General features: G+C 71.5%; 20 protein-coding genes. 1 reads left to right on the forward strand and 19 read right to left on the reverse strand.

From position 1 onward, the window contains the following. Positions 1 to 136: 136 nt before the first annotated feature. The 11 genes from rpoZ to pyrR all read right to left on the reverse strand — a co-directional run bounded on the left by rpoZ (position 137) and on the right by pyrR (position 11,678). Positions 137 to 409 carry a DNA-directed RNA polymerase subunit omega gene (gene rpoZ / locus ACIQZN_RS20975; protein ID WP_003970369.1) on the reverse strand — a complete coding sequence of 91 codons (273 nt, stop codon included), beginning with the start codon at positions 407 to 409 and terminating at the stop codon, positions 137 to 139. 81 nt (positions 410 to 490) lie between these two features. Continuing rightward, complete coding sequence (gmk, locus tag ACIQZN_RS20980) at positions 491 to 1,108, reverse strand: guanylate kinase (protein ID WP_026171628.1); 618 nt, start codon at positions 1,106 to 1,108, stop codon at positions 491 to 493. Between the two features lie 38 nt (positions 1,109 to 1,146). Continuing rightward, a complete protein-coding gene (locus ACIQZN_RS20985) occupies positions 1,147 to 1,470 on the reverse strand; it encodes an integration host factor (RefSeq protein ID WP_018103912.1) in 324 nt (107 codons plus the stop codon). Between the two features lie 244 nt (positions 1,471 to 1,714). Further along, positions 1,715 to 2,554, reverse strand: coding sequence for an orotidine-5'-phosphate decarboxylase (gene pyrF, locus ACIQZN_RS20990; RefSeq protein ID WP_403995874.1), 840 nt, complete (start codon positions 2,552 to 2,554; stop codon positions 1,715 to 1,717). Continuing rightward, positions 2,551 to 3,660: a quinone-dependent dihydroorotate dehydrogenase gene (locus ACIQZN_RS20995; protein WP_403995877.1), complete on the reverse strand. Its 1,110-nt coding sequence runs from the start codon at positions 3,658 to 3,660 to the stop codon at positions 2,551 to 2,553. The genes pyrF and ACIQZN_RS20995 overlap by 4 nt, the downstream gene beginning before the upstream one ends. A gap of 55 nt (positions 3,661 to 3,715) precedes the next feature. Further along, positions 3,716 to 7,024, reverse strand: coding sequence for a carbamoyl-phosphate synthase large subunit (gene carB, locus ACIQZN_RS21000; RefSeq protein ID WP_403995880.1), 3,309 nt, complete (start codon positions 7,022 to 7,024; stop codon positions 3,716 to 3,718). Beyond that, a complete protein-coding gene (carA, locus tag ACIQZN_RS21005; RefSeq protein WP_403995883.1) occupies positions 7,017 to 8,156 on the reverse strand; it encodes a glutamine-hydrolyzing carbamoyl-phosphate synthase small subunit in 1,140 nt (379 codons plus the stop codon). The genes carB and carA overlap by 8 nt, the downstream gene beginning before the upstream one ends. After that, positions 8,153 to 8,728, reverse strand: a complete 576-nt coding sequence (locus ACIQZN_RS21010; RefSeq protein WP_018103907.1) for a hypothetical protein — start codon at positions 8,726 to 8,728, stop codon at positions 8,153 to 8,155. Before ACIQZN_RS21010 ends, carA begins: the two co-directional genes overlap by 4 nt. Beyond that, entirely contained in the window at positions 8,725 to 10,011 is a 1,287-nt protein-coding gene (locus ACIQZN_RS21015; protein WP_161211725.1) for a dihydroorotase, read from the reverse strand. Before ACIQZN_RS21015 ends, ACIQZN_RS21010 begins: the two co-directional genes overlap by 4 nt. A gap of 2 nt (positions 10,012 to 10,013) precedes the next feature. Further along, a complete protein-coding gene (locus ACIQZN_RS21020; protein WP_403996129.1) occupies positions 10,014 to 11,006 on the reverse strand; it encodes an aspartate carbamoyltransferase catalytic subunit in 993 nt (330 codons plus the stop codon). 87 nt (positions 11,007 to 11,093) lie between these two features. After that, on the reverse strand, positions 11,094 to 11,678 hold the full coding sequence (gene pyrR / locus ACIQZN_RS21025) for a bifunctional pyr operon transcriptional regulator/uracil phosphoribosyltransferase PyrR (protein ID WP_403995887.1): 585 nt from the start codon (positions 11,676 to 11,678) through the stop codon (positions 11,094 to 11,096). Positions 11,679 to 11,899: 221 nt separating this feature from the next. Here pyrR and bldD point away from each other — a divergent pair, with 221 nt between their 5' ends. Beyond that, entirely contained in the window at positions 11,900 to 12,400 is a 501-nt protein-coding gene (gene bldD / locus ACIQZN_RS21030; RefSeq protein ID WP_018103903.1) for a transcriptional regulator BldD, read from the forward strand. A gap of 163 nt (positions 12,401 to 12,563) precedes the next feature. Here bldD and nusB read toward each other — a convergent pair whose 3' ends face one another. From nusB to aroC, 8 genes are all read right to left on the reverse strand, one after another. Then, positions 12,564 to 12,995, reverse strand: a complete 432-nt coding sequence (gene nusB, locus ACIQZN_RS21035) for a transcription antitermination factor NusB (protein ID WP_328899232.1) — start codon at positions 12,993 to 12,995, stop codon at positions 12,564 to 12,566. 2 nt (positions 12,996 to 12,997) lie between these two features. After that, complete coding sequence (efp, locus tag ACIQZN_RS21040; RefSeq protein WP_018103901.1) at positions 12,998 to 13,564, reverse strand: elongation factor P; 567 nt, start codon at positions 13,562 to 13,564, stop codon at positions 12,998 to 13,000. Between the two features lie 51 nt (positions 13,565 to 13,615). After that, the gene (locus ACIQZN_RS21045) at positions 13,616 to 14,722 is read right to left on the reverse strand and encodes an aminopeptidase P family protein (RefSeq protein ID WP_403995892.1); all 1,107 of its coding nucleotides are present in this window, start codon (positions 14,720 to 14,722) and stop codon (positions 13,616 to 13,618) included. Between the two features lie 75 nt (positions 14,723 to 14,797). Next, positions 14,798 to 15,652 carry a Pro-rich N-terminal domain-containing protein gene (locus ACIQZN_RS21050; protein ID WP_403995895.1) on the reverse strand — a complete coding sequence of 285 codons (855 nt, stop codon included), beginning with the start codon at positions 15,650 to 15,652 and terminating at the stop codon, positions 14,798 to 14,800. Positions 15,653 to 15,777: 125 nt separating this feature from the next. Then, positions 15,778 to 16,218: a type II 3-dehydroquinate dehydratase gene (gene aroQ / locus ACIQZN_RS21055; protein ID WP_018103898.1), complete on the reverse strand. Its 441-nt coding sequence runs from the start codon at positions 16,216 to 16,218 to the stop codon at positions 15,778 to 15,780. Continuing rightward, complete coding sequence (aroB, locus tag ACIQZN_RS21060; protein ID WP_403995899.1) at positions 16,215 to 17,309, reverse strand: 3-dehydroquinate synthase; 1,095 nt, start codon at positions 17,307 to 17,309, stop codon at positions 16,215 to 16,217. Before aroB ends, aroQ begins: the two co-directional genes overlap by 4 nt. Next, positions 17,306 to 17,848 carry a shikimate kinase gene (locus ACIQZN_RS21065; RefSeq protein ID WP_403995902.1) on the reverse strand — a complete coding sequence of 181 codons (543 nt, stop codon included), beginning with the start codon at positions 17,846 to 17,848 and terminating at the stop codon, positions 17,306 to 17,308. The genes aroB and ACIQZN_RS21065 overlap by 4 nt, the downstream gene beginning before the upstream one ends. Further along, on the reverse strand, positions 17,845 to 19,029 hold the full coding sequence (gene aroC / locus ACIQZN_RS21070) for a chorismate synthase (protein WP_403995906.1): 1,185 nt from the start codon (positions 19,027 to 19,029) through the stop codon (positions 17,845 to 17,847). The genes ACIQZN_RS21065 and aroC overlap by 4 nt, the downstream gene beginning before the upstream one ends. Positions 19,030 to 19,090 lie beyond the last annotated feature (61 nt).

Genomic DNA, 19,090 nt, shown 5'->3' on the forward strand with positions numbered 1-19,090 from the left:
CCCCGCACTCGGTTGCGTACGCCCCCATGCTGCCTCACCGGCAGGCGCACCGGACGGTCGGCCCGGAGAGCAGGAGACACACCTCGGGCCCGGCGGATGATCCGCCGGGCCCGGGGTGAAGGTGCGTCGTCGCTGCTTACTGCGCGGGGCCCTCGATGGCCTCGGACGTGAGCAGGCCCGCGTTGATCTCGCGGAGCGCGATCGAGAGCGGCTTCTCGTGCACGTGGGTGTCGACGAGCGGACCGACGTACTCGAGGAGGCCCTCACCGAGCTGCGAGTAGTACGCGTTGATCTGGCGCGCGCGCTTGGCGGCGTAGATCACGAGGCTGTACTTCGAGTCGGTTGCTTCGAGGAGCTCATCAATCGGCGGGTTGATGATGCCCTCGGGCGTGGTGATGGAAGAGGACACGCTCTGCCTTCCGAAGGGGATGAAGATCAAAGAATTCTTTGACAGTCAGGGGCCTTGGTGCCGGGCCCCGCTGCCGGTGGTTCACTCGCCGGCGGCGCGGTGGCCGGAAGCCTCCAGCATCAAGGCTAGCAGCTCACGTGCCACGTCCTCGACGGAGGTGTTGACGAGCGTCGTATCGAACTCCGCTTCGGCGGCCAGTTCCACCTTGGCGGCGCCGAGCCGGCGTTCGATCACCTCGGGCGCCTCGGTCCCCCGGCCGGTGAGCCGGCGGACCAGCTCCTCCCAGCTCGGCGGGGCGAGGAAGACCAGCTGGGCGTCGGCCATGGACTGGCGGACCAGCCGGGCGCCCTGGAGGTCGATCTCCAGGAGCACCGGCTCCCCCGCCTCCAGCCGCTCCTGCACGGCGCGGCGCGGCGTGCCGTAGCGGTTGCCGGCGAACTCGGCCCACTCCAGCAGCTCACCGTTGGCGATCAGCTTGTCGAACTCCTCGTCGTCCACGAAGAAGTAGTGGACGCCGTTGCGTTCGCCGGGGCGGGGCTTGCGGGTCGTCGCCGACACCGAGAGCCACACCTCGGGGTGGACCTTGCGCATATGCGCGACGACCGTGCTCTTGCCGACCCCCGAGGGGCCGGAGAGCACGGTCAGCCGCGGACGTACGTCCGGGGGTACGGGGGACGTCCCCCGGGATGTTGCAGCCATGGAGCGATTATCCAGGTTCTCAGGGGTGCCTGAGAACGTCAGGCGGCGGTGCCGCCGAACTCGCGCTCCAGGGATGCGATCTGGTTGGAGCCAAGACCCCGCACACGACGGCTCTCGGAGATGCCGAGCCGCTCCATGATCTGCTTGGCACGGACCTTGCCCACACCGGGCAGGGACTCCAGCAGGGCGGAGACCTTCATCTTGCCGATGACGTCGTTCTCCTGGCCCGACTTGATGACCTCGTGGAGGGAGGCGCCGGAGTGCTTGAGTCGATTCTTGACCTCGGCCCGCTCCCGGCGAGCCGCGGCGGCCTTTTCGAGCGCGGCTGCGCGCTGTTCAGGGGTAAGGGGCGGAAGAGCCACGCCTACGTCACCTCGGATGTCGATCTGTCGGATACGGACCGTGAGGCAGCGGGATCGCCCCTCACCTGGTGAGCCGCGAACATCCCGTGCTCGTCGGCTCTCGACGGAGACTAGCGGCCAAGGCCGCCGGAGTCAGCGAGAACAGACGAAAAGTCCTGGTCAGCCTCTGCCGACCAGGACTTTTCGGGCATAACCACCGAGTTTTTTCTTCAGGATTCCGTCAACACACGGTTACGTGGCAGGGTCAGCGGTCCGAGACGACCGCGCGGACCTCGTCCGCGAACCGTTCGGCGGCCTCGCGCAGCCCCGCGACGTCCGGCCCCTGGCGCAGCACGCCCCGGCTCACGCTGGGCACCACATTGCCGACCGCGTCGCCGAAGACGCCCGGCAGATCCGCCGGGGTCGCCCCCTGCGCGCCGATGCCCGGCGCGAGCAGCGGCCCGTTGATCGCGAGGTCCACGCCCGCGTCGCCCAGCGTGGCGCCGACGACCGCGCCGACCGAGCCGAGCGGTGCGGCGCCCGCGTTCTCGGCGGCCATGTGGTCGAGCATCAGCTGCGCCAGCGGACGGCCGTCGGCGGCGGTGGCGCGCTGCACCTCGGCGCCCTCCGGGTTGGAGGTCAGCGCGAGGACGAAGACTCCGGCGCCGGAGACCGCCGCCGCGTCGAGCGCGGGCCGCAGCGAGCCGAAGCCGAGGTACGGCGAGACGGTGACCGCGTCCGAGAACAGCGGCGAGTCCTTGTCCAGGTAGGTCGCCGCGTAGGCGCCCATGGTCGAGCCAATGTCGCCGCGCTTGGCGTCCATCAGGACCAGGGCCCCGGCCGCGCGGGCCTCCTCGACGGCCTTCTCCAGGACGGCGATGCCGCGCGAGCCGAACCGCTCGAAGAACGCGGACTGCGGCTTGAGCACCGCGACCCGGTCGGCCAGCGCCTCGACGACCGTACGGGTGAAGCGCTCCAGGCCCGCCACGTCGTCGGGGAGCCCCCAGGCGCTGAGCAGGGAGGCGTGCGGGTCGATGCCGACGCAGAGCGGGCCTCGGGTGTCCATGGCGTGGCGCAGCCGGGCGCCGAAGGGTTCCAGGGTCATTTCGCTGCCTTCCGGGATTCCGCGCCGACGGCGTCGGCGAGTGTGGCGTACGGGGAGGCGGCCAGGCGCGCGGCCAGGCCCTTGTGGATCGCGCGGGCGTAGAACGGGCCCTCGTAGATGAAGGCGCTGTAGCCCTGGACGAGGGTGGCGCCGGCCAGGATGCGCTGCCAGGCGTCCTCGGCGTTCTCGACGCCGCCGACGCCCACCAGGGTGAGCCGGTCCCCCACGCGCCCGTACAGGCGGCTCAGGACCTCCAGGGAGCGTTCCTTGAGGGGGGCGCCGGACAGGCCGCCGGTCTCCTTCACCAGGACCGCCGGGGACTTCAGGCCCAGCCCGTCGCGGGCGATGGTGGTGTTGGTGGCGATGATGCCGTCCAGGCCCAGCTCGACGGCCAGGTCGGCGACCGCGTCGACGTCCTGGTCCGCGAGGTCCGGGGCGATCTTGACGAGCAGCGGGACGCGGCGGTGGGTGACGGTGCGGTCGGCCGCCTCGCGCACGGCGGTGAGCAGCGGGCGCAGCGACTCGGTGGCCTGGAGGTTGCGCAGGCCGGGGGTGTTGGGCGAGGAGACGTTGACGACGAGGTAGTCGGCGTGGGCGGCGAGGCGCTCGGTGGACTTCACGTAGTCGGCGGCGGCTTCGGCCTCGGGGACGACCTTGGTCTTGCCGATGTTGACGCCGACGGTGGTGCCAAAGACCGGGGTGCGGGCGGCCAGGCGCTCGGCGACGGCGGCGGAGCCCTCGTTGTTGAAGCCCATGCGGTTGATCAGCGCGCGGTCCGCGACCAGGCGGAACAGCCGCTGCTTCGGGTTGCCGGGCTGCGGTTCACCGGTGACGGTGCCGATCTCGACGTGGTCGAAGCCGAGCATCGCCATGCCGTCGATCGCGACGGCGTTCTTGTCGAAGCCGGCGGCGAGCCCGAAGGGGCCGTGCATCCGCAGGCCCAGGGCCTCGGTGCGCAGCTCCTTGTACCGGGGGGCGAGGGCGGCGGCCACGAAGGTGCGCAGCACGGGGACGCGGGCGGCCAGGCGGATCCAGCGGAAGGCCAGGTAGTGGGCGCGCTCGGGGTCCATCCGCTTGAAGACCAGTTGGAAGAAGAACTTGTACATCACGGTGTCCTCATGAAGAGGGGGACACCGTTTCCGGTGTCCCCCTGTGGGCTTCCTAGTCGCGGGCCGCGGTCAAGTGTTCCGCGTGTTCCTGGAGGGAACGGACGCCGACGTCTCCGCCGTTGAGGGCGTCGATGCCCTGGACGGCCGCGGCGAGCGCCTGGACCGTGGTCAGGCAGGGCACGGAGCGGGCGACGGCCGCGGTGCGGATCTCGTAGCCGTCGAGCCGGCCGCCGGTCCCGTACGGGGTGTTGACGATGAGGTCGACACCGCCCTCGTGGATCAGCTGGACGATGGTCCGCTCGCCGTTCGGGCCCTCGCCCTCGGAGAGCTTGCGCACGACCGTGGCGTTGATGCCGTTGCGCTTGAGGACCTCGGCGGTGCCGGAGGTGGCCAGCAGCTCGAAGCCGTGGGCGACCAGCTCGCGGGCCGGGAAGATCATCGAGCGCTTGTCGCGGTTGGCGACCGAGATGAAGGCGCGGCCCTTGGTGGGCAGCGGCCCGTAGGCGCCGGCCTGCGACTTGGCGTACGCGGTGCCGAAGACCGAGTCGATGCCCATGACCTCGCCGGTGGAGCGCATCTCCGGGCCGAGGATGGTGTCGACGCCCCGGCCGTGGATGTCGCGGAAGCGCGACCACGGCATGACGGCCTCCTTGACGGAGATCGGCGCGTCCAGCGGCAGCGTGCCGCCGTCGCCGGTCTTCGGCAGCAGGCCCTCCGCGCGCAGCTCGGCGACGGTCGCGCCCAGGGAGATCCGGGCGGCGGCCTTGGCGAGCGGGACCGCGGTCGCCTTCGAGGTGAAGGGCACGGTCCGGGAGGCGCGCGGGTTGGCCTCCAGGACGTAGAGGATGTCGCCCGACAGCGCGAACTGGATGTTGATCAGGCCGCGGACGCCGACGCCCTTGGCGATGGCCTCCGTGGAGGCGCGCAGCCGCTTGACGTCGTGGCCGCCGAGGGTGATCGGGGGCAGGGCGCAGGCGGAGTCGCCGGAGTGGATGCCGGCCTCCTCGATGTGCTCCATGACGCCGCCGAGGTAGAGCTCGGTGCCGTCGTAGAGGGCGTCGACGTCGATCTCGATGGCGTCGTCGAGGAAGCGGTCGACCAGGACCGGCCGGGTGGGGCTGATCTCGGTGGACTCGGCGATGTACGCGGAGAGCCGGGTCTCGTCGTACACGATCTCCATGCCGCGCCCGCCGAGCACGTACGACGGGCGTACGAGGACGGGGTAGCCGATCTCGTCGGCGATCTCCTTGGCCTCGGCGAAGGTGGTGGCGGTGCCGTGCTTGGGGGCGGGCAGGCCGGCCTCGGCCAGGACGCGGCCGAAGGCGCCGCGGTCCTCGGCGGCGTGGATCGCCTCCGGGGAGGTGCCGACGACGGGCACGCCGTTGTCCTTGAGCGCCTGCGACAGACCCAGCGGGGTCTGGCCGCCGAGCTGCACGACGACGCCCGCGATCGGGCCCGCCAGGGACTCGGCGTGCACGATCTCCAGCACGTCTTCCAGCGTCAGCGGCTCGAAGTACAGGCGGTCGGAGGTGTCGTAGTCGGTGGAGACCGTCTCCGGGTTGCAGTTGACCATCACGGTCTCGTAGCCGGCGTCGCTGAGCGCGAAGGAGGCGTGGACGCAGGAGTAGTCGAACTCGATGCCCTGGCCGATGCGGTTGGGACCGGAGCCCAGGATGATCACCGCGGGCTTGGTGCGCGACGCGACCTCGGTCTCCTCGTCGTACGAGGAGTAGAAGTACGGGGTCTTCGCGGCGAACTCGGCGGCGCAGGTGTCGACCGTCTTGTAGACCGGGCGGATGCCGAGCGCGTGGCGGACCTCGCGGACGACGTCCTCCCGCAGGTCGCGGATCTCGGCGATCTGGACGTCCGAGAAGCCGTGGCGCTTGGCCTCGGCCAGCAGCTCGGGGACGAGCTTGTCGGCGGCGGCCAGCTCGTCGGCGATCTCCTTGATCAGGAAGAGCTGGTCCACGAACCAGGGGTCGATCTTCGTGGCGTCGAAGACCTCCTCCTGGGTGGCGCCGGCCCGGATCGCCTGCATGACGGTGTTGATGCGGCCGTCGGTCGGGCGGACCGCCTCGGCCAGCAGTTCGGCCTTGTCGCCGGGGTCGCCGGTGAAGGTGAACTGCGAGCCCTTCTTCTCCAGGGAGCGCAGCGCCTTCTGGAGGGCCTCGGTGAAGTTCCGGCCGATCGCCATGGCCTCGCCCACCGACTTCATGGTGGTGGTGAGGGTGGAGTCGGCGGAGGGGAACTTCTCGAAGGCGAAGCGCGGGGCCTTGACGACGACGTAGTCGAGGGTCGGCTCGAAGGAGGCCGGAGTCTTCTCGGTGATGTCGTTGGGGATCTCGTCCAGCGTGTAGCCGACGGCCAGCTTGGCGGCGATCTTGGCGATCGGGAAGCCGGTGGCCTTGGAGGCGAGCGCGGAGGAGCGGGATACGCGCGGGTTCATCTCGATGACGATGACGCGGCCGTCGGTGGGGTCGATCGCGAACTGGATGTTGCAGCCGCCGGTGTCGACGCCGACCTCGCGGATGATCGCGATGCCGATGTCGCGCAGCCGCTGGTACTCGCGGTCGGTGAGGGTCATCGCCGGGGCCACGGTGATCGAGTCGCCGGTGTGGACGCCCATCGGGTCGAAGTTCTCGATGGAGCAGACGACCACGACGTTGTCGTTGCGGTCGCGCATGAGCTCCAGCTCGTACTCCTTCCAGCCGAGGATGGACTCTTCGAGCAGCACCTCGGTGGTCGGGGAGAGCGTGAGGCCCTGGCCCGCGATGCGGCGCAGCTCCTCCTCGTCGTGGGCGAAGCCGGAGCCGGCGCCGCCCATGGTGAAGGAGGGGCGGACGACGACGGGGTAGCCGCCGAGCGTGTCGACGCCGGCGATGACGTCGTCCATGGAGTGGCAGATGACCGAGCGGGCGGACTCGCCGTAGCCGATCTTCGCCTTGACGGCCTCCACGACGCCCTTGAAGAGGTCGCGGTCCTCGCCCTTGTTGATGGCCTCGACGTTGGCGCCGATGAGCTCGACGCCGTACTTCTCCAGGACACCGTTCTCGTGCATGGAGATCGCGGTGTTCAGCGCGGTCTGGCCGCCCAGGGTGGGCAGCAGCGCGTCGGGGCGCTCCTTGGCGATGATCTTCTCGACGAACTCCGGGGTGATCGGCTCGACGTACGTGGCGTCGGCGATCTCCGGGTCGGTCATGATCGTGGCCGGGTTGGAGTTCACCAGGATGACGCGCAGGCCCTCGGCCTTGAGCACGCGGCACGCCTGGGTGCCGGAGTAGTCGAACTCGGCGGCCTGCCCGATGACGATCGGGCCGGAGCCGATGACCAGGACGGACTGGATATCGGAGCGCTTAGGCACGCTGGCCCTCCATCAGGGAAACGAAGCGGTCGAAGAGGTACGCGGCGTCGTGCGGGCCGGCGGCCGCCTCGGGGTGGTACTGGACGCTGAAGGCCGGCCGGTCGAGCAGCTGAAGGCCCTCGACCACCTGGTCGTTCAGGCATACGTGGGAGACCTCGGCGCGCCCGTAGGCGGTGTCGGAGACCTTGTCGAGGGGGGCGTCGACGGCGAAGCCGTGGTTGTGCGCGGTGACCTCGACCTTGCCGGTCGAGCGGTCCTGCACGGGTTGGTTGATGCCGCGGTGGCCGTACTTCAGCTTGTACGTGCCGAAGCCGAGCGCGCGGCCCAGGATCTGGTTGCCGAAGCAGATGCCGAAGAGCGGGGTCTGCCGCTCCAGGACGCCCCGCATCAGCGCGACGGGGTGGTCGGCGGTGGAGGGGTCGCCGGGGCCGTTGGAGAAGAAGACGCCGTCCGGGGCGACCGCGTAGATCTCCTCCAGGGTGGCGGTGGCCGGGAGCACGTGGACCTCGATGCCGCGCTCGGCCATCCGGTGCGGGGTCATGCCCTTGATCCCGAGGTCGACCGCGGCAACCGTGAACTTCTTGGTGCCGATCGCGGGGACGACGTACGCCTCCTTGGTGGCGACCTCGGCGGACAGGTCGGCGCCCTTCATCTCGGGGGCCTCCTGGACGCGGGCCAGCATCGCGGCCTCGTCGGCGACCGCGTCGCCGGAGAAGATGCCGACGCGCATGGCGCCGCGCTCGCGCAGGTGGCGGGTGAGGGCGCGGGTGTCGACGCCGCTGATGCCGACGACGCCCTGGCCCGCCAGCTCCTCGTCCAGGGTGCGGCGGGAGCGCCAGTTGGAGGGGGTGCGGGCGGGGTCGCGGACGACGTAGCCGGAGACCCAGATCTGCTTGGACTCGGGGTCCTCGTCGTTGACGCCGGTGTTGCCGACGTGCGGGGCGGTCATCACGACGACCTGGCGGTGGTACGACGGGTCGGTCAGCGTCTCCTGGTAACCGGTCATGCCGGTGGAGAACACCGCCTCGCCGAAGGTCTCCCCCACAGCCCCGTAGGCGCGGCCGCGGAAGGTGCGGCCGTCCTCCAGGACGAGTACGGCGGGAACCTGGGTTCCCCGGGTGGAGGTCGTCATCGTGCGATGCCTTCCGTAGTGCTGGTGAGGTGGTTGACGGCGTCGACCCAGGCGGGGTGTTCGGCCGAGTGGTCGGAGCGGAAACCGGAGTCGATCAGCCGGTCGCCGAGCGCCCAGGTGATGACGAGGAGTCCGCCCTCGGGCAGGACCTTGCCCGCCAGTGCCTTTTCGGTGCGGGCGCCGCGCAGGTCGGCGGCCGGGACGAAGAAGTCCGCGGCGCCGGGCCGTACGACGTCGAGGCCCTCGGCGGTGAGGGTGAGCTCGACGCGGCTGCGGGTGCCGAGGCCGTGGGCGACGATCCGGTCGAGCCACTGCCCGGCCGTGGTCGACGCGTGGTAGCGGCCGGAGAGGGTGAGCAGCTTCTCGCCGTCCGCGAAGCCCTCCGGCGCGGTGGCCGGGGCGGGCAGGTCGGACTGGAGGTTTCCGCGCCACTTCCAGCCCTGGCGCATCAGCCAGTAGACGAACGCGACGAGGACGAGGAGTCCGATCACCCAGCTGATCCGGGCGGACCAGTCGGTCACTTCCGCCGACTTCTGCTCGGCGGCCAGTTGGTACAGGGTCTGTGTTGTCACGCGAGCTTCCCGTCGACGACCGTGGCACGGCCCCGCAGGAAGGTGTGGGTCACTCGGCCCGGCAGCTCGCGCCCCTCGTACGGGGTGTTGCGGCTGCGGGAGGCGAAGCCCGCGGGGTCCACCTCTCCACGGTATGCCGGATCGACCAGCGTGAGGTTGGCAGGCTCACCGGCCGAGACGGGGCGGCCGTGTCCGTCGAGCCGTCCGATGGCCGCGGGGCGCGCCGACATGCGGTCGGCGACGCCGGCCCAGTCGAGGAGCCCGGTCTCGACCATCGTCTGCTGGACGACGGAGAGCGCGGTCTCCAGGCCCACCATGCCCATGGCGGCCGCGGCCCACTCGCAGTCCTTGTCCTCGTGCGGGTGCGGGGCGTGGTCGGTGGCCACGCAGTCGATGGTGCCGTCGGCCAGCGCCTCGCGCAGCGCCATGACGTCGGCCTCGGTGCGCAGCGGCGGGTTCACCTTGTAGACCGGGTTGTAGGACCGGACGAGCTCGTCGGTGAGGAGCAGGTGGTGCGGGGTGACCTCGGCGGTGACGTTCCAGCCCTTGGACTTGGCCCAGCGCACGATCTCCACGGAGCCCGCGGTCGACAGGTGGCAGATGTGGACCCGGGAGCCGACGTGCGCGGCGAGCAGGACGTCGCGGGCGATGATCGACTCCTCGGCGACGGCGGGCCAGCCGCCGAGGCCCAGCTCGGCCGAGACGACGCCCTCGTTCATCTGGGCGCCCTCGGTGAGGCGGGGCTCCTGGGCGTGCTGGGCGACGACGCCGTCGAAGGCCTTCACGTACTCCAGGGCGCGGCGCATGATGACCGCGTCGTCGACGCACTTGCCGTCGTCGGAGAAGACCTTCACGCCGGCGGCGGAGTCGTGCATGGCGCCGAGCTCGGCGAGCTGCTTGCCCTCCAGGCCGACGGTGACGGCGCCGACGGGCTGGACGTCGCAGTAGCCGGACTCCTTGCCGAGGCGCCAGACCTGCTCGACCACACCGGCGGTGTCGGCGACCGGGAAGGTGTTGGCCATGGCGTGGACGGCGGTGAAGCCGCCGGCCGCGGCGGCCTTGGTGCCGGTGAGGACGGTCTCGGAGTCCTCGCGGCCGGGCTCGCGCAGGTGGGTGTGGAGGTCGACCAGGCCGGGCAGCAGGACCTGTCCGGCCGCCTCGATCACGGTGGCGTCGCCGGCGTCGAGGCCGGTGCCGACGGCGGCGATGGTCTCGCCGTCGATGAGGACGTCCTGCGGGTCGCCGCCGAGTACCTTCGCACCGCGGATAAGGATCTTGCTCATGGTTACTTGTTCTCCTCGGTACGGGCGGCGGTGGGGGTGCTGGGGGCGCTTGACTCGTAGCCGCCGAGCAGCAGGTAGAGCACGGCCATGCGGATGGAGACGCCGTTGGCGACCTGCTCCACGACCGTGCAGCGGTCGGAGTCGGCGACCTCGGCGGTGATCTCCATGCCGCGGACCATGGGCCCGGGGTGCATCACGACGGCGTGCTCGGGCATCTTCGCCATCCGCTCGCCGTCCAGGCCGTAGCGGCGCGAGTACTCGCGCTCGGTCGGGAAGTAGGCGGCGTTCATCCGCTCGCGCTGCACACGCAGCATCATCACAGCGTCCGACTGCGGCAGCACCTCGTCGAGGCTGTAGCTGACGTCGCAGGGCCACTGCTCGACGCCGACCGGGACCAGGGTCGGCGGGGCGACGAGGGTGACGTGGGCGCCCAGGGTGGTGAGCAGGTGGACGTTGGAGCGGGCGACCCGGCTGTGCAGGATGTCGCCGACGATGGTGATCCGGCGGCCGTCGAGGTCCTTACCGAGCCCGGCGTCGGCGCCGACGAGCCTGCGGCGCATCGTGAAGGCGTCCAGGAGGGCCTGGGTGGGGTGCTCGTGGGTGCCGTCGCCCGCATTGACGACGGCTCCGTCGATCCAGCCGGAGGTGGCCAGCCGGTACGGGGCTCCGGAGGCGCCGTGCCGGATGACGACGGCGTCGGCGCCCATCGCCTCCAGGGTCAGGGCGGTGTCCTTGAGGGATTCGCCCTTGGAGACGGACGAGCCCTTCGCGGAGAAGTTGATGACGTCGGCGGACAGCCGCTTGGCGGCCGCCTCGAAGGAGATGCGGGTACGGGTCGAGTCCTCGAAGAAGAGGTTGACGACGGTCCGGCCGCGCAGGGTCGGGAGCTTCTTGATCGGCCGGTCCGCGACCCTGGCCATCTCCTCGGCGGTGTCGAGGATCAGGACGGCGTCGTCGCGGGTGAGGTCGGCGGCCGAGATGAGGTGACGCTTCATCTGGGTGTTCTCCGGGTGGCTGGAGGTTTCAGGCATGCGGGCGCGCGGAAGCCGCCGCACGGCGGGCGGGGCCGTACGGCCGGGAAGCTAGCGCTCGCCCGCGGGGGCGGCCTGCTCGACCCCGAGCAGCACGGCGTCGCGGCCGTCCTCCTCGGCGAGCTGGACCTTGACCGTCTCCCGCAGCGACGTGGGGAGGTTCTTGCCGACGTAGTCGGCGCGGATCGGCAGTTCGCGGTGGCCGCGGTCCACGAGGACCGCGAGCTGCACCGCGCGGGGCCGGCCGATGTCGCCGAGCGCGTCGAGGGCGGCGCGGATCGTGCGGCCGGAGAAGAGGACGTCGTCCACGAGGACGACCAGGCGGCCCTCGATGTCGTCACCGGGGATCTCGGTGCGGGCCAGGGCGCGCGCGGGGCGCAGCCTCAGGTCGTCGCGGTACATCGTGGTGTCGAGGGAGCCGACCGGCATCGTGCGGCCGGTGATCTCTTCGAGCTTGGCGGCGAGCCGGCGGGCGAGGAAGACCCCGCGGGTCGGGATGCCGAGGAGCACCACGTCGTCGGCGCCCTTGGCGCGCTCGACGATCTCGTGGGCGATGCGGGTCAGGACCCGGGCGATGTCGGGAGCCTCGAGAACGGGGCGTGCCGCATTGCCGGTGGCGTCGTACTGTGCGTCCATAAGAAACGGACCTCCTTCTCCGCCTCACGGGACGGACCTTAAAGGACGTCGAAATTGCGTCATCCACGTTACCAGGGCCGCTGCCGGAGCTCGCCCGCACCCCCGGGGAAAGCCGGTACGGACCATCTCAGCTTGACGCGACCAAGTAACGCTGCGTAACCTCACAGTGAGTTACCAGCCACGCGGCCCAGCCGCGTACGTTCCAGCGTCCGGGGAGCCTTATGTCCAGCGAATACGCAAAACAGCTCGGGGCCAAGCTCCGTGCCATCCGCACCCAGCAGGGCCTCTCCCTCCACGGCGTGGAGGAGAAGTCCCAGGGCCGCTGGAAGGCCGTCGTGGTCGGCTCGTACGAGCGCGGCGACCGTGCCGTGACCGTACAGCGCCTTGCCGAGCTGGCGGACTTCTACGGCGTCCCGGTCCAGGAGCTCCTGCCGGGCACGACGCCCGGCGGTGCCGCCGAGCCGCCGCCGAAGCTGGTCCTCCAGCTGGAGCGCCTGGCGCACGTGCCGCCGGAGAAGGCCGGCCCCCTCCAGCGTTACGCGGCGACGATCCAGAGCCAGCGCGGCGACTACAACGGCAAGGTGCTGTCGATCCGCCAGGACGACCTGCGCACGCTCGCCGTGATCTACGACCAGTCGCCTTCGGTGCTGACGGAGCAGCTGATCAGCTGGGGCGTGCTCGACGCGGACGCGCGCCGCGCCGTCGCCCACGACGAGGGCTGAGCAGCCCCCGGAGAAACGTGCCGCCGGGTTCGGCGGGGCCCCGCACGGGTGCCCCGCCGGACCCGGCTTTTTTCATACCTCGTACGCCCGGGAGATCCGCGCGCACACGCCGAAGGGCCCACGGCTTCAGCCATGGGCCCTTCGTCGGCGGAACGCCGCCGGGTCACTGCTCCCGGCGGAGATTCGGCTTGAGGTCCTTGAAACGGGCCAGCAGGCCGTTCACGAAGGACGGGGAGTCGTCGGTGGAGAACTCCTTGGCGATCTGCACCGCCTCGTCGATGACCACCGCGTCCGGGGTCGCGTCGACCCAGATCAGCTCGTAGGCACCGAGCCGCAGGATGTTCCGGTCGGCGACCGGCATGCGGTCGATCTCCCAGTCCACGGCGTAGGTGACGATGAGGTCGTCGATGCGGTCCGCGTACTGCGCGTACCCCTCCACGAGCTCCATCGTGTACTCGGTGACCGGCGGCTGCCGGGTGTCGGACCGCGAGTGCCGTACCCAGTCCGCGAGGACCGTCAGCACGGACTCGTCGCGCTGGTCGGCCTCGAAGAGGATCTGGAAGGCGCGCTTGCGCGCCGTGTTACGAGCAGCCACGACTACTTGTTCACCCGGCTGATGTATTCGCCGGAGCGGGTGTCGACCTTGATCGTCTCACCCGTGGTGATGAACAGCGGGACGCCGATCTCGTAACCGGTCTCCAGGGTGGCCGGCTTGGTACCGCCGGTGGAGCGGTCGCCCTGGACGCCCGGGTCCGTGTGCTGGATCTTCAGCTCGACGGCGGCCGGCAGCTCGACGTAGAGCACCTCGCCGTCGTGCTGGGCGACGGAGGCGGTGAAGCCCTCGATCAGGAAGTTAGCGGTGTCGCCGACGGCCTTGCGGTCGACCATCAGCTGGTCGTACGTGTCCATGTCCATGAAGACGAAGTAGTCGCCGTCCATGTACGAGAACTGCATGTCGCGCCGGTCGACCGTGGCCGTCTCGACCTTGATGCCTGCGTTGAAGGTCTTGTCGACGACCTTGCCGGAGAGCACGTTCTTGAGCTTGGTACGCACGAAGGCCGGGCCCTTGCCGGGCTTGACGTGCTGGAACTCGACTACGGACCAGAGCTGGCCCCCGTCGAGCTTGAGCACCATGCCGTTCTTGAGGTCGTTCGTGGAAGCCACGGTTGCGGAATCTCCTGGGCTGAAGCTGGTGGAACGACCGAGGGACGCGCGCTAGAGCGCGAGCAGCTCCTTGGTCGTAATGGTGAGTAGCTCGGGTCCGCCGTCCGCCTCGGGGCGCACGACGAGCGTGTCATCGATCCGGACCCCGCCCCGGCCCGGGAGGTGGACCCCCGGTTCGACGGTGACCGGCACACAAGCGTCCAGTTTACCCATGGCGGCGGGTGCCAGCTGCGGGTCCTCGTCGATTTCGAGCCCCACCCCATGGCCTGTGGAGGGTGCCAGGCCCTCACCGTGGCCCGCGGAGTCCAGGAGATGGCGGGCGGCCCGGTCCACGTCGCGGTACTCGGCGCCGGGCAGCAGAGCCTCGCGGCCGGCCCGCTGAGCGGCGAAAACCAGCTCGTACAGCTCGATCTGCCAGTCGGCGGGCGCCGTTCCGATGACGAAGGTCCGGCCGATCTCGCAGCGGTAGCCGCGGTAGTTGGCGCCCAGGCAGACGGAGAGGAAATCTCCTTCCTCGACCCGCCGGTCCGAGGGCCGGTGGCGGCCCCGGCCGGAGTTGGGCCCGGTGGCGACGGAGGTCGCGAAGGCGGGGCCGTCGGCGCCGTGGTCCACCAGCCGGCGTTCCAGCTCCAGCGCCAGGTGCCGTTCGGTGCGGCCGACGAGAATCGATTCCAGGAGCTCGCCCAGGGCCTGGTCGGTGATCTCGGCCGCGATCCGCAGGCAGCCGATCTCCTCCTCGTCCTTGACGATGCGCAGCTGCTCGACCGTCGCGCCCAGATCCGCCAGCCGCAGCTTCGGGGCGACCGAGGCCATGGCCCGGTGCCGGGCGACCGTCAGGTCGTGCTCCTCGACGGCCAGCGACTCCGCACCGGCCGCGGCGGCGAGGTCGGCGGCGGCGACCACGGGGTCCCCGCCGGCCACCGGCAGCGCGTCGACCCGCACGTGATCGTCGGTGCGCCCGTCGGCCGGGTCACCGGTGGGCGGCCGGGGGCAGAGCAGGACGTCCTCGCCGGGGCCGAGCAGCAGCACGGCACCCGGGGGCGCTCCCCCGGCCAGGTAGCGGACGTTGGCGGGGCGGGAGACCAGGGCGGCCGCGGATCCGACTGCGGCGCACCGGTCGCGGAGCAGCCCGCGTCGGACGGCGTACACCTCTGACATGCGTCGAGCGTACGAGCGCGGCGCCCGGCCCGCCCGGCGGGAGCGTCCGACCGGGGGTCGGGCCGGCGCCGCCGGTTACCAGGAAGGGGGGCTGGCCAGGGAGCGGGCGAGTATGTCGTCCAGGACCCGGGCGGTGGTCTCCACGTCGTACGTCGAGTTGTCGATGATCGGGAGCCCGGAGCCGTACCAGCCGGCCATCCTGCCGTGGATACGGGCGACCTCCTCGTCCGAGAGGCGGCGGTTGCCGCTGCGCTCCGCGTTGCGCTCCAGGACGATCTCCAGGCCGGGCAGCAGGACGACGGGCAGCAGCCCGGGGCCGACGTGCCGCTTCCAGCCGCCGAGGCCGACGACCGGCCGGTCCGGGAAGACCGCGTCGTCCAGGATGCAGGAGATCCCGTTGGCCAGGAAGTTGCGGGCGGCGAAGCCGCAGGTGCGGCGGGCCAGCCGGTACTGGGCCTCCGACTGGTCGTTCCACCCGGCCTGCGGGTCCGCGAAGCCGGAGCAGACCCACTCGCGGACGTCGTCCAGGCTGACGTGGGCGGTGGGCACCCGGCGGCGGGCCGCCCAGAGCCGGGCCACGGTGGTCTTGCCGGCGCCCGCCGGGCCGATGAGGAGCACCGCGAGCGTCGCGTTGCCCGTGCCGGGCTCGGCGGGCGGCGCGGGCAGCGGTACGGGTCTGCCGGGCGGCAGCTGGATGTGCCCGGTGGTCTCCCGGGAGACCGGGGCCGGGGCCTGCTGCGGCGCCGGTCCGCTCCAGCCGTGGCCCTGCGGCGCGGGCGGGCCCGCGGGCGGCGGCCCGGGGTGCCCGGCGGGCGGGCCGGCCGGGGGCTGGTGCGGCGGGCCGGGGTGCTGGGCCTGGTGCGGCCAGCCGACGGGGCCGTTTCCGGGACCCTGGGGCGGAGGCAGCGGGGCCCCCACTGCGTGCTGCATCCGGTGCAACTCCGTCTCGTACAGGCAACTGGCGCTGGTGCAACGGCAACCGTACCTTCCCCGGCCGCCACACGGACAACGGCCGGGGAGGGTCTGAGGTGCCCGCTGCCCGGAAACGCGCCTGCTCAGTCCGCGAGTTCGTCCGCCAAGGCGCGCAGGGCGAGACGGTAGGAGCCGATGCCGAATCCGGCCACGGTCCCGGTGGCGACCGGGGCGATCACCGAGGTGTGGCGGAATTCCTCCCGTGCGTACGGGTTCGAGATGTGCACCTCGATCAGCGGGGCGGTGCGCTGGGCGGCCGCGTCCCGCATCCCGTACGAATAGTGCGTGAAGGCACCGGGGTTGATGACGACCGGAATCGATCCGTCGGCGGCCTCGTGGAGCCAGCGGATCAGCTCGCCCTCGTCGTTGGTCTCGCGCACGTCGGCGTCGAAGCCGAGCTCCTTGCCGAGGGTGCGGCAGGCCTCCACGAGCCCGGCGTACGACGTGGAGCCGTAGACGTCGGGCTCGCGGGAGCCCAGCCGGCCGAGGTTGGGGCCGTTGAGCACGAGGACCCGGCGGGTCATGCCGAGACCTCCCCGTAGGCGGCGAGCAGGACGGCCGGGTCGGGACCCTCCAGGACGGTGGGCTTGCCGAGGCCGTCCAGGACGATGAAGCGCAGCAGGTCGCCGCGCGACTTCTTGTCCACCTTCATGTTCTCGAGGAGCTTGGGCCACTGGTCGCCCCGGTAGGTGAGCGGCAGCCCGACTGACTCCAGGATCGCGCGGTGCCGGTCGGCGGTCGCGTCGTCCAGACGGCCGGCCAGCCGGCCCAGTTCGGCGGCGAAGACCATGCCAACGGAGACGGCGGCGCCGTGGCGCCACTTGTAGCGCTCGTTCTTCTCGATCGCGTGGCCCAGGGTGTGGCCGTAGTTGAGGATCTCGCGGAGTCCGGACTCCTTGAGGTCGCTGGAGACGACGTCGGCCTTGACCCGGACGGAACGCTCGATGAGCTCGGCGGTGTGCGGTCCGGCGGGCGTACGGGCGGCCTGCGGGTCCTCTTCGATCAGGTCGAGGATCACCGGGTCGGCGATGAAGCCGGCCTTGATGATCTCGGCCATGCCGGAGACGTAGTCGTGGACGGGCAGCGAGTCCAGGGCGGCCAGGTCGCAGAGGACCCCGGCCGGCGGGTGGAAGGCACCGACGAGGTTCTTGCCCTCGGCGGTGTTGATGCCGGTCTTGCCGCCGACGGCCGCGTCGACCATGCCGAGCACGGTCGTCGGTACGGCGATCCAGCGCACCCCGCGCAGCCAGGAGGCGGCGACGAAGCCCGCGACGTCGGTGGTGGCGCCGCCGCCGACGCCGACGATGACGTCGGTGCGGGTGAAGCCGGTCTGGCCGAGCGCCTTCCAGCAGTAGGCGGCGACCTCGACGGTCTTGGCCTCCTCGGCGTTGGGCAGCTGGATCGCGATGGCCTCGTAGCCCTGGTCGGCGAGGTCCTGGCGGACCGCCTCGCCGGTCTCGGCGAGCGCCTCGGGGTGGAGGACCGCGACGCGCTTGGCCCGCTCACCGATGAGCCCGGGCAGCTCGCCGAGGAGCTGTCGGCCGATCAGTACCTCGTACGCGTCGGTGCCCGCGCTGCCGGCGATGCGGACGCGGATGGGTGCCTGCTGGGTCATGGTGTGTTCTCCCGGCCGGACGGGGCCCCGTCCGGCAGCTCCAGTGCGTCGAGGACCGCCTGGGCGACCTCTTCGGGTGTGCGCTCGTCGGTGGCGACGACCGTGCGGGCGACCTCGGTGTAGAGGTGCCGGCGGGCCTCCATCAGCTCGCGCCACTGCCGGCGCGGGTTGACCGCGAGCAGCGGGCGGGCGGTGTTGAGCCCGACCCGCTTGACCGCCTCGTCCACGTCCATCGAGAGGTAGACGACCGGGTGGCCGACGAGCAGCGCCCGGGTCGACTCGTCCAGGACGGCCCCGCCGCCGAGCGAGAGGACGCCGGTGTGCTCGGCGACGGCGGCGCGGACGGCCTCCCGCTCCAGCGCCCGGAAGTGTTCCTCGCCCTCGTCGTAGAAGATCTCCGCGATGGGCTTGCCGGCCGTGGCGACGACGTCCGCGTCGGTGTCCCGGTAGCCGGTGCCCAGCCGGCCGGCGAGCAGCTCGCCGACCGTGGACTTGCCGACGCCCATGGGTCCGACCAGGACGACCAGGGGACCGCTCATCGGATCTGGAGGTGGTCGAGGTACGACGTCACGTTGCGGCGGGTTTCGGTGACGCTGTCGCCGCCGAACTTCTCCGCCACGGCGTCGGCCAGGACCAGGGCGACCATCGCCTCGGCGACGATGCCGGCGGCCGGGACGGCACAGACATCGGAGCGCTGGTGGTGGGCCTTGGCGGCCTCACCGGTCACCACGTCGATGGTGGCCAGGGCGCGCGGCACGGTGGCGATCGGCTTCATGGCGGCGCGGACGCGCAGCAGCTCGCCGGTGGTGAGCCCGCCCTCGGTGCCGCCGGCCCGGCCGGAGGCGCGCTTGATGCCGTCCTCGGTGGCCAGGATCTCGTCGTGCGCCTTGGACCCGGGCACCCGGGCGAGGTCGAAGCCGTCGCCGACCTCGACGCCCTTGATGGCCTGGATGCCCATGAGCGCGCCGGCGAGGCGGGCGTCGAGCCGGCGGTCCCAGTGCACGTGCGAGCCGAGACCGACGGGCACGCCGTACGCCAGCACCTCGACGACGCCGCCGAGGGTGTCGCCGTCCTTGTGGGCCTGGTCGATCTCGGCGACCATCGCCTTGCTCGCGTCGGCGTCGAGGCAGCGCACCGGGTCTGCGTCGAGCCGCTCCACGTCGGAGGGGACCGGGTAGACCCCGTACGGCGCCTTGGCGGCGGCCAGCTCCACGACGTGGCTGACGATCTCGATGCCCGCGGTCTCCTTGAGGTAGGACCGGGCGACGGCGCCGAGGGCGACGCGGGCCGCGGTCTCCCGGGCGCTGGCGCGCTCCAGGACCGGGCGGGCCTCGTCGAAGCCGTACTTCTGCATGCCGGCGAGGTCGGCGTGGCCGGGGCGGGGCCGGGTGAGCGGGGCGTTACGGGCCTGCTCGGCCAGCACCTGGGGGTCGACCGGGTCGGCCGACATGACCTGCTCCCACTTGGGCCACTCGGTGTTGCCGACCATCACGGCGACCGGGGAGCCCATGGTGAGCCCGTGCCGGACGCCGCCGAGGAAGGTGACCTCGTCCTGCTCGAACTTCATCCGCGCACCGCGGCCGTAACCGAGCCGTCGTCGGGCGAGCGCGTCCGCCACCATCTCCGTGGTGACCGGGATGCCGGCGGGAAGGCCCTCCAGCGTCGCCACCAGTGCGGGGCCGTGCGACTCCCCCGCGGTCAGCCAGCGCAACCTGCTCAACGGTGCTCCTCATGCTCGCGCCTGAAATCCAGCGGCGCGACCGGGTGCGCGGCCCTGGCCC

It is taken from the genome of Streptomyces sp. NPDC097595 (genome assembly GCF_044761525.1).
Taxonomy (GTDB): Bacteria; Actinomycetota; Actinomycetes; order Streptomycetales; family Streptomycetaceae; genus Streptomyces; species Streptomyces drozdowiczii_A.

Excerpts from the sequence above, each read along its gene's own strand:
- gmk (WP_026171628.1), bottom strand. The coding sequence starts at position 1,108 with ATGGCTGCAACATCCCGGGGGACGTCCCCCGTACCCCCGGACGTACGT.
- pyrF (WP_403995874.1), bottom strand. The coding sequence starts at position 2,554 with ATGACCCTGGAACCCTTCGGCGCCCGGCTGCGCCACGCCATGGACACC.
- ACIQZN_RS20995 (WP_403995877.1), bottom strand. The coding sequence starts at position 3,660 with ATGTACAAGTTCTTCTTCCAACTGGTCTTCAAGCGGATGGACCCCGAG.
- carA (WP_403995883.1), bottom strand. The coding sequence starts at position 8,156 with ATGACGACCTCCACCCGGGGAACCCAGGTTCCCGCCGTACTCGTCCTG.
- ACIQZN_RS21015 (WP_161211725.1), bottom strand. The coding sequence starts at position 10,011 with ATGAGCAAGATCCTTATCCGCGGTGCGAAGGTACTCGGCGGCGACCCG.
- ACIQZN_RS21020 (WP_403996129.1), bottom strand. The coding sequence starts at position 11,006 with ATGAAGCGTCACCTCATCTCGGCCGCCGACCTCACCCGCGACGACGCC.
- pyrR (WP_403995887.1), bottom strand. The coding sequence starts at position 11,678 with ATGGACGCACAGTACGACGCCACCGGCAATGCGGCACGCCCCGTTCTC.
- bldD (WP_018103903.1), top strand. The coding sequence starts at position 11,900 with ATGTCCAGCGAATACGCAAAACAGCTCGGGGCCAAGCTCCGTGCCATC.
- ACIQZN_RS21045 (WP_403995892.1), bottom strand. The coding sequence starts at position 14,722 with ATGTCAGAGGTGTACGCCGTCCGACGCGGGCTGCTCCGCGACCGGTGC.
- ACIQZN_RS21050 (WP_403995895.1), bottom strand. The coding sequence starts at position 15,652 with ATGCAGCACGCAGTGGGGGCCCCGCTGCCTCCGCCCCAGGGTCCCGGA.
- aroQ (WP_018103898.1), bottom strand. The coding sequence starts at position 16,218 with ATGACCCGCCGGGTCCTCGTGCTCAACGGCCCCAACCTCGGCCGGCTG.
- aroB (WP_403995899.1), bottom strand. The coding sequence starts at position 17,309 with ATGACCCAGCAGGCACCCATCCGCGTCCGCATCGCCGGCAGCGCGGGC.
- ACIQZN_RS21065 (WP_403995902.1), bottom strand. The coding sequence starts at position 17,848 with ATGAGCGGTCCCCTGGTCGTCCTGGTCGGACCCATGGGCGTCGGCAAG.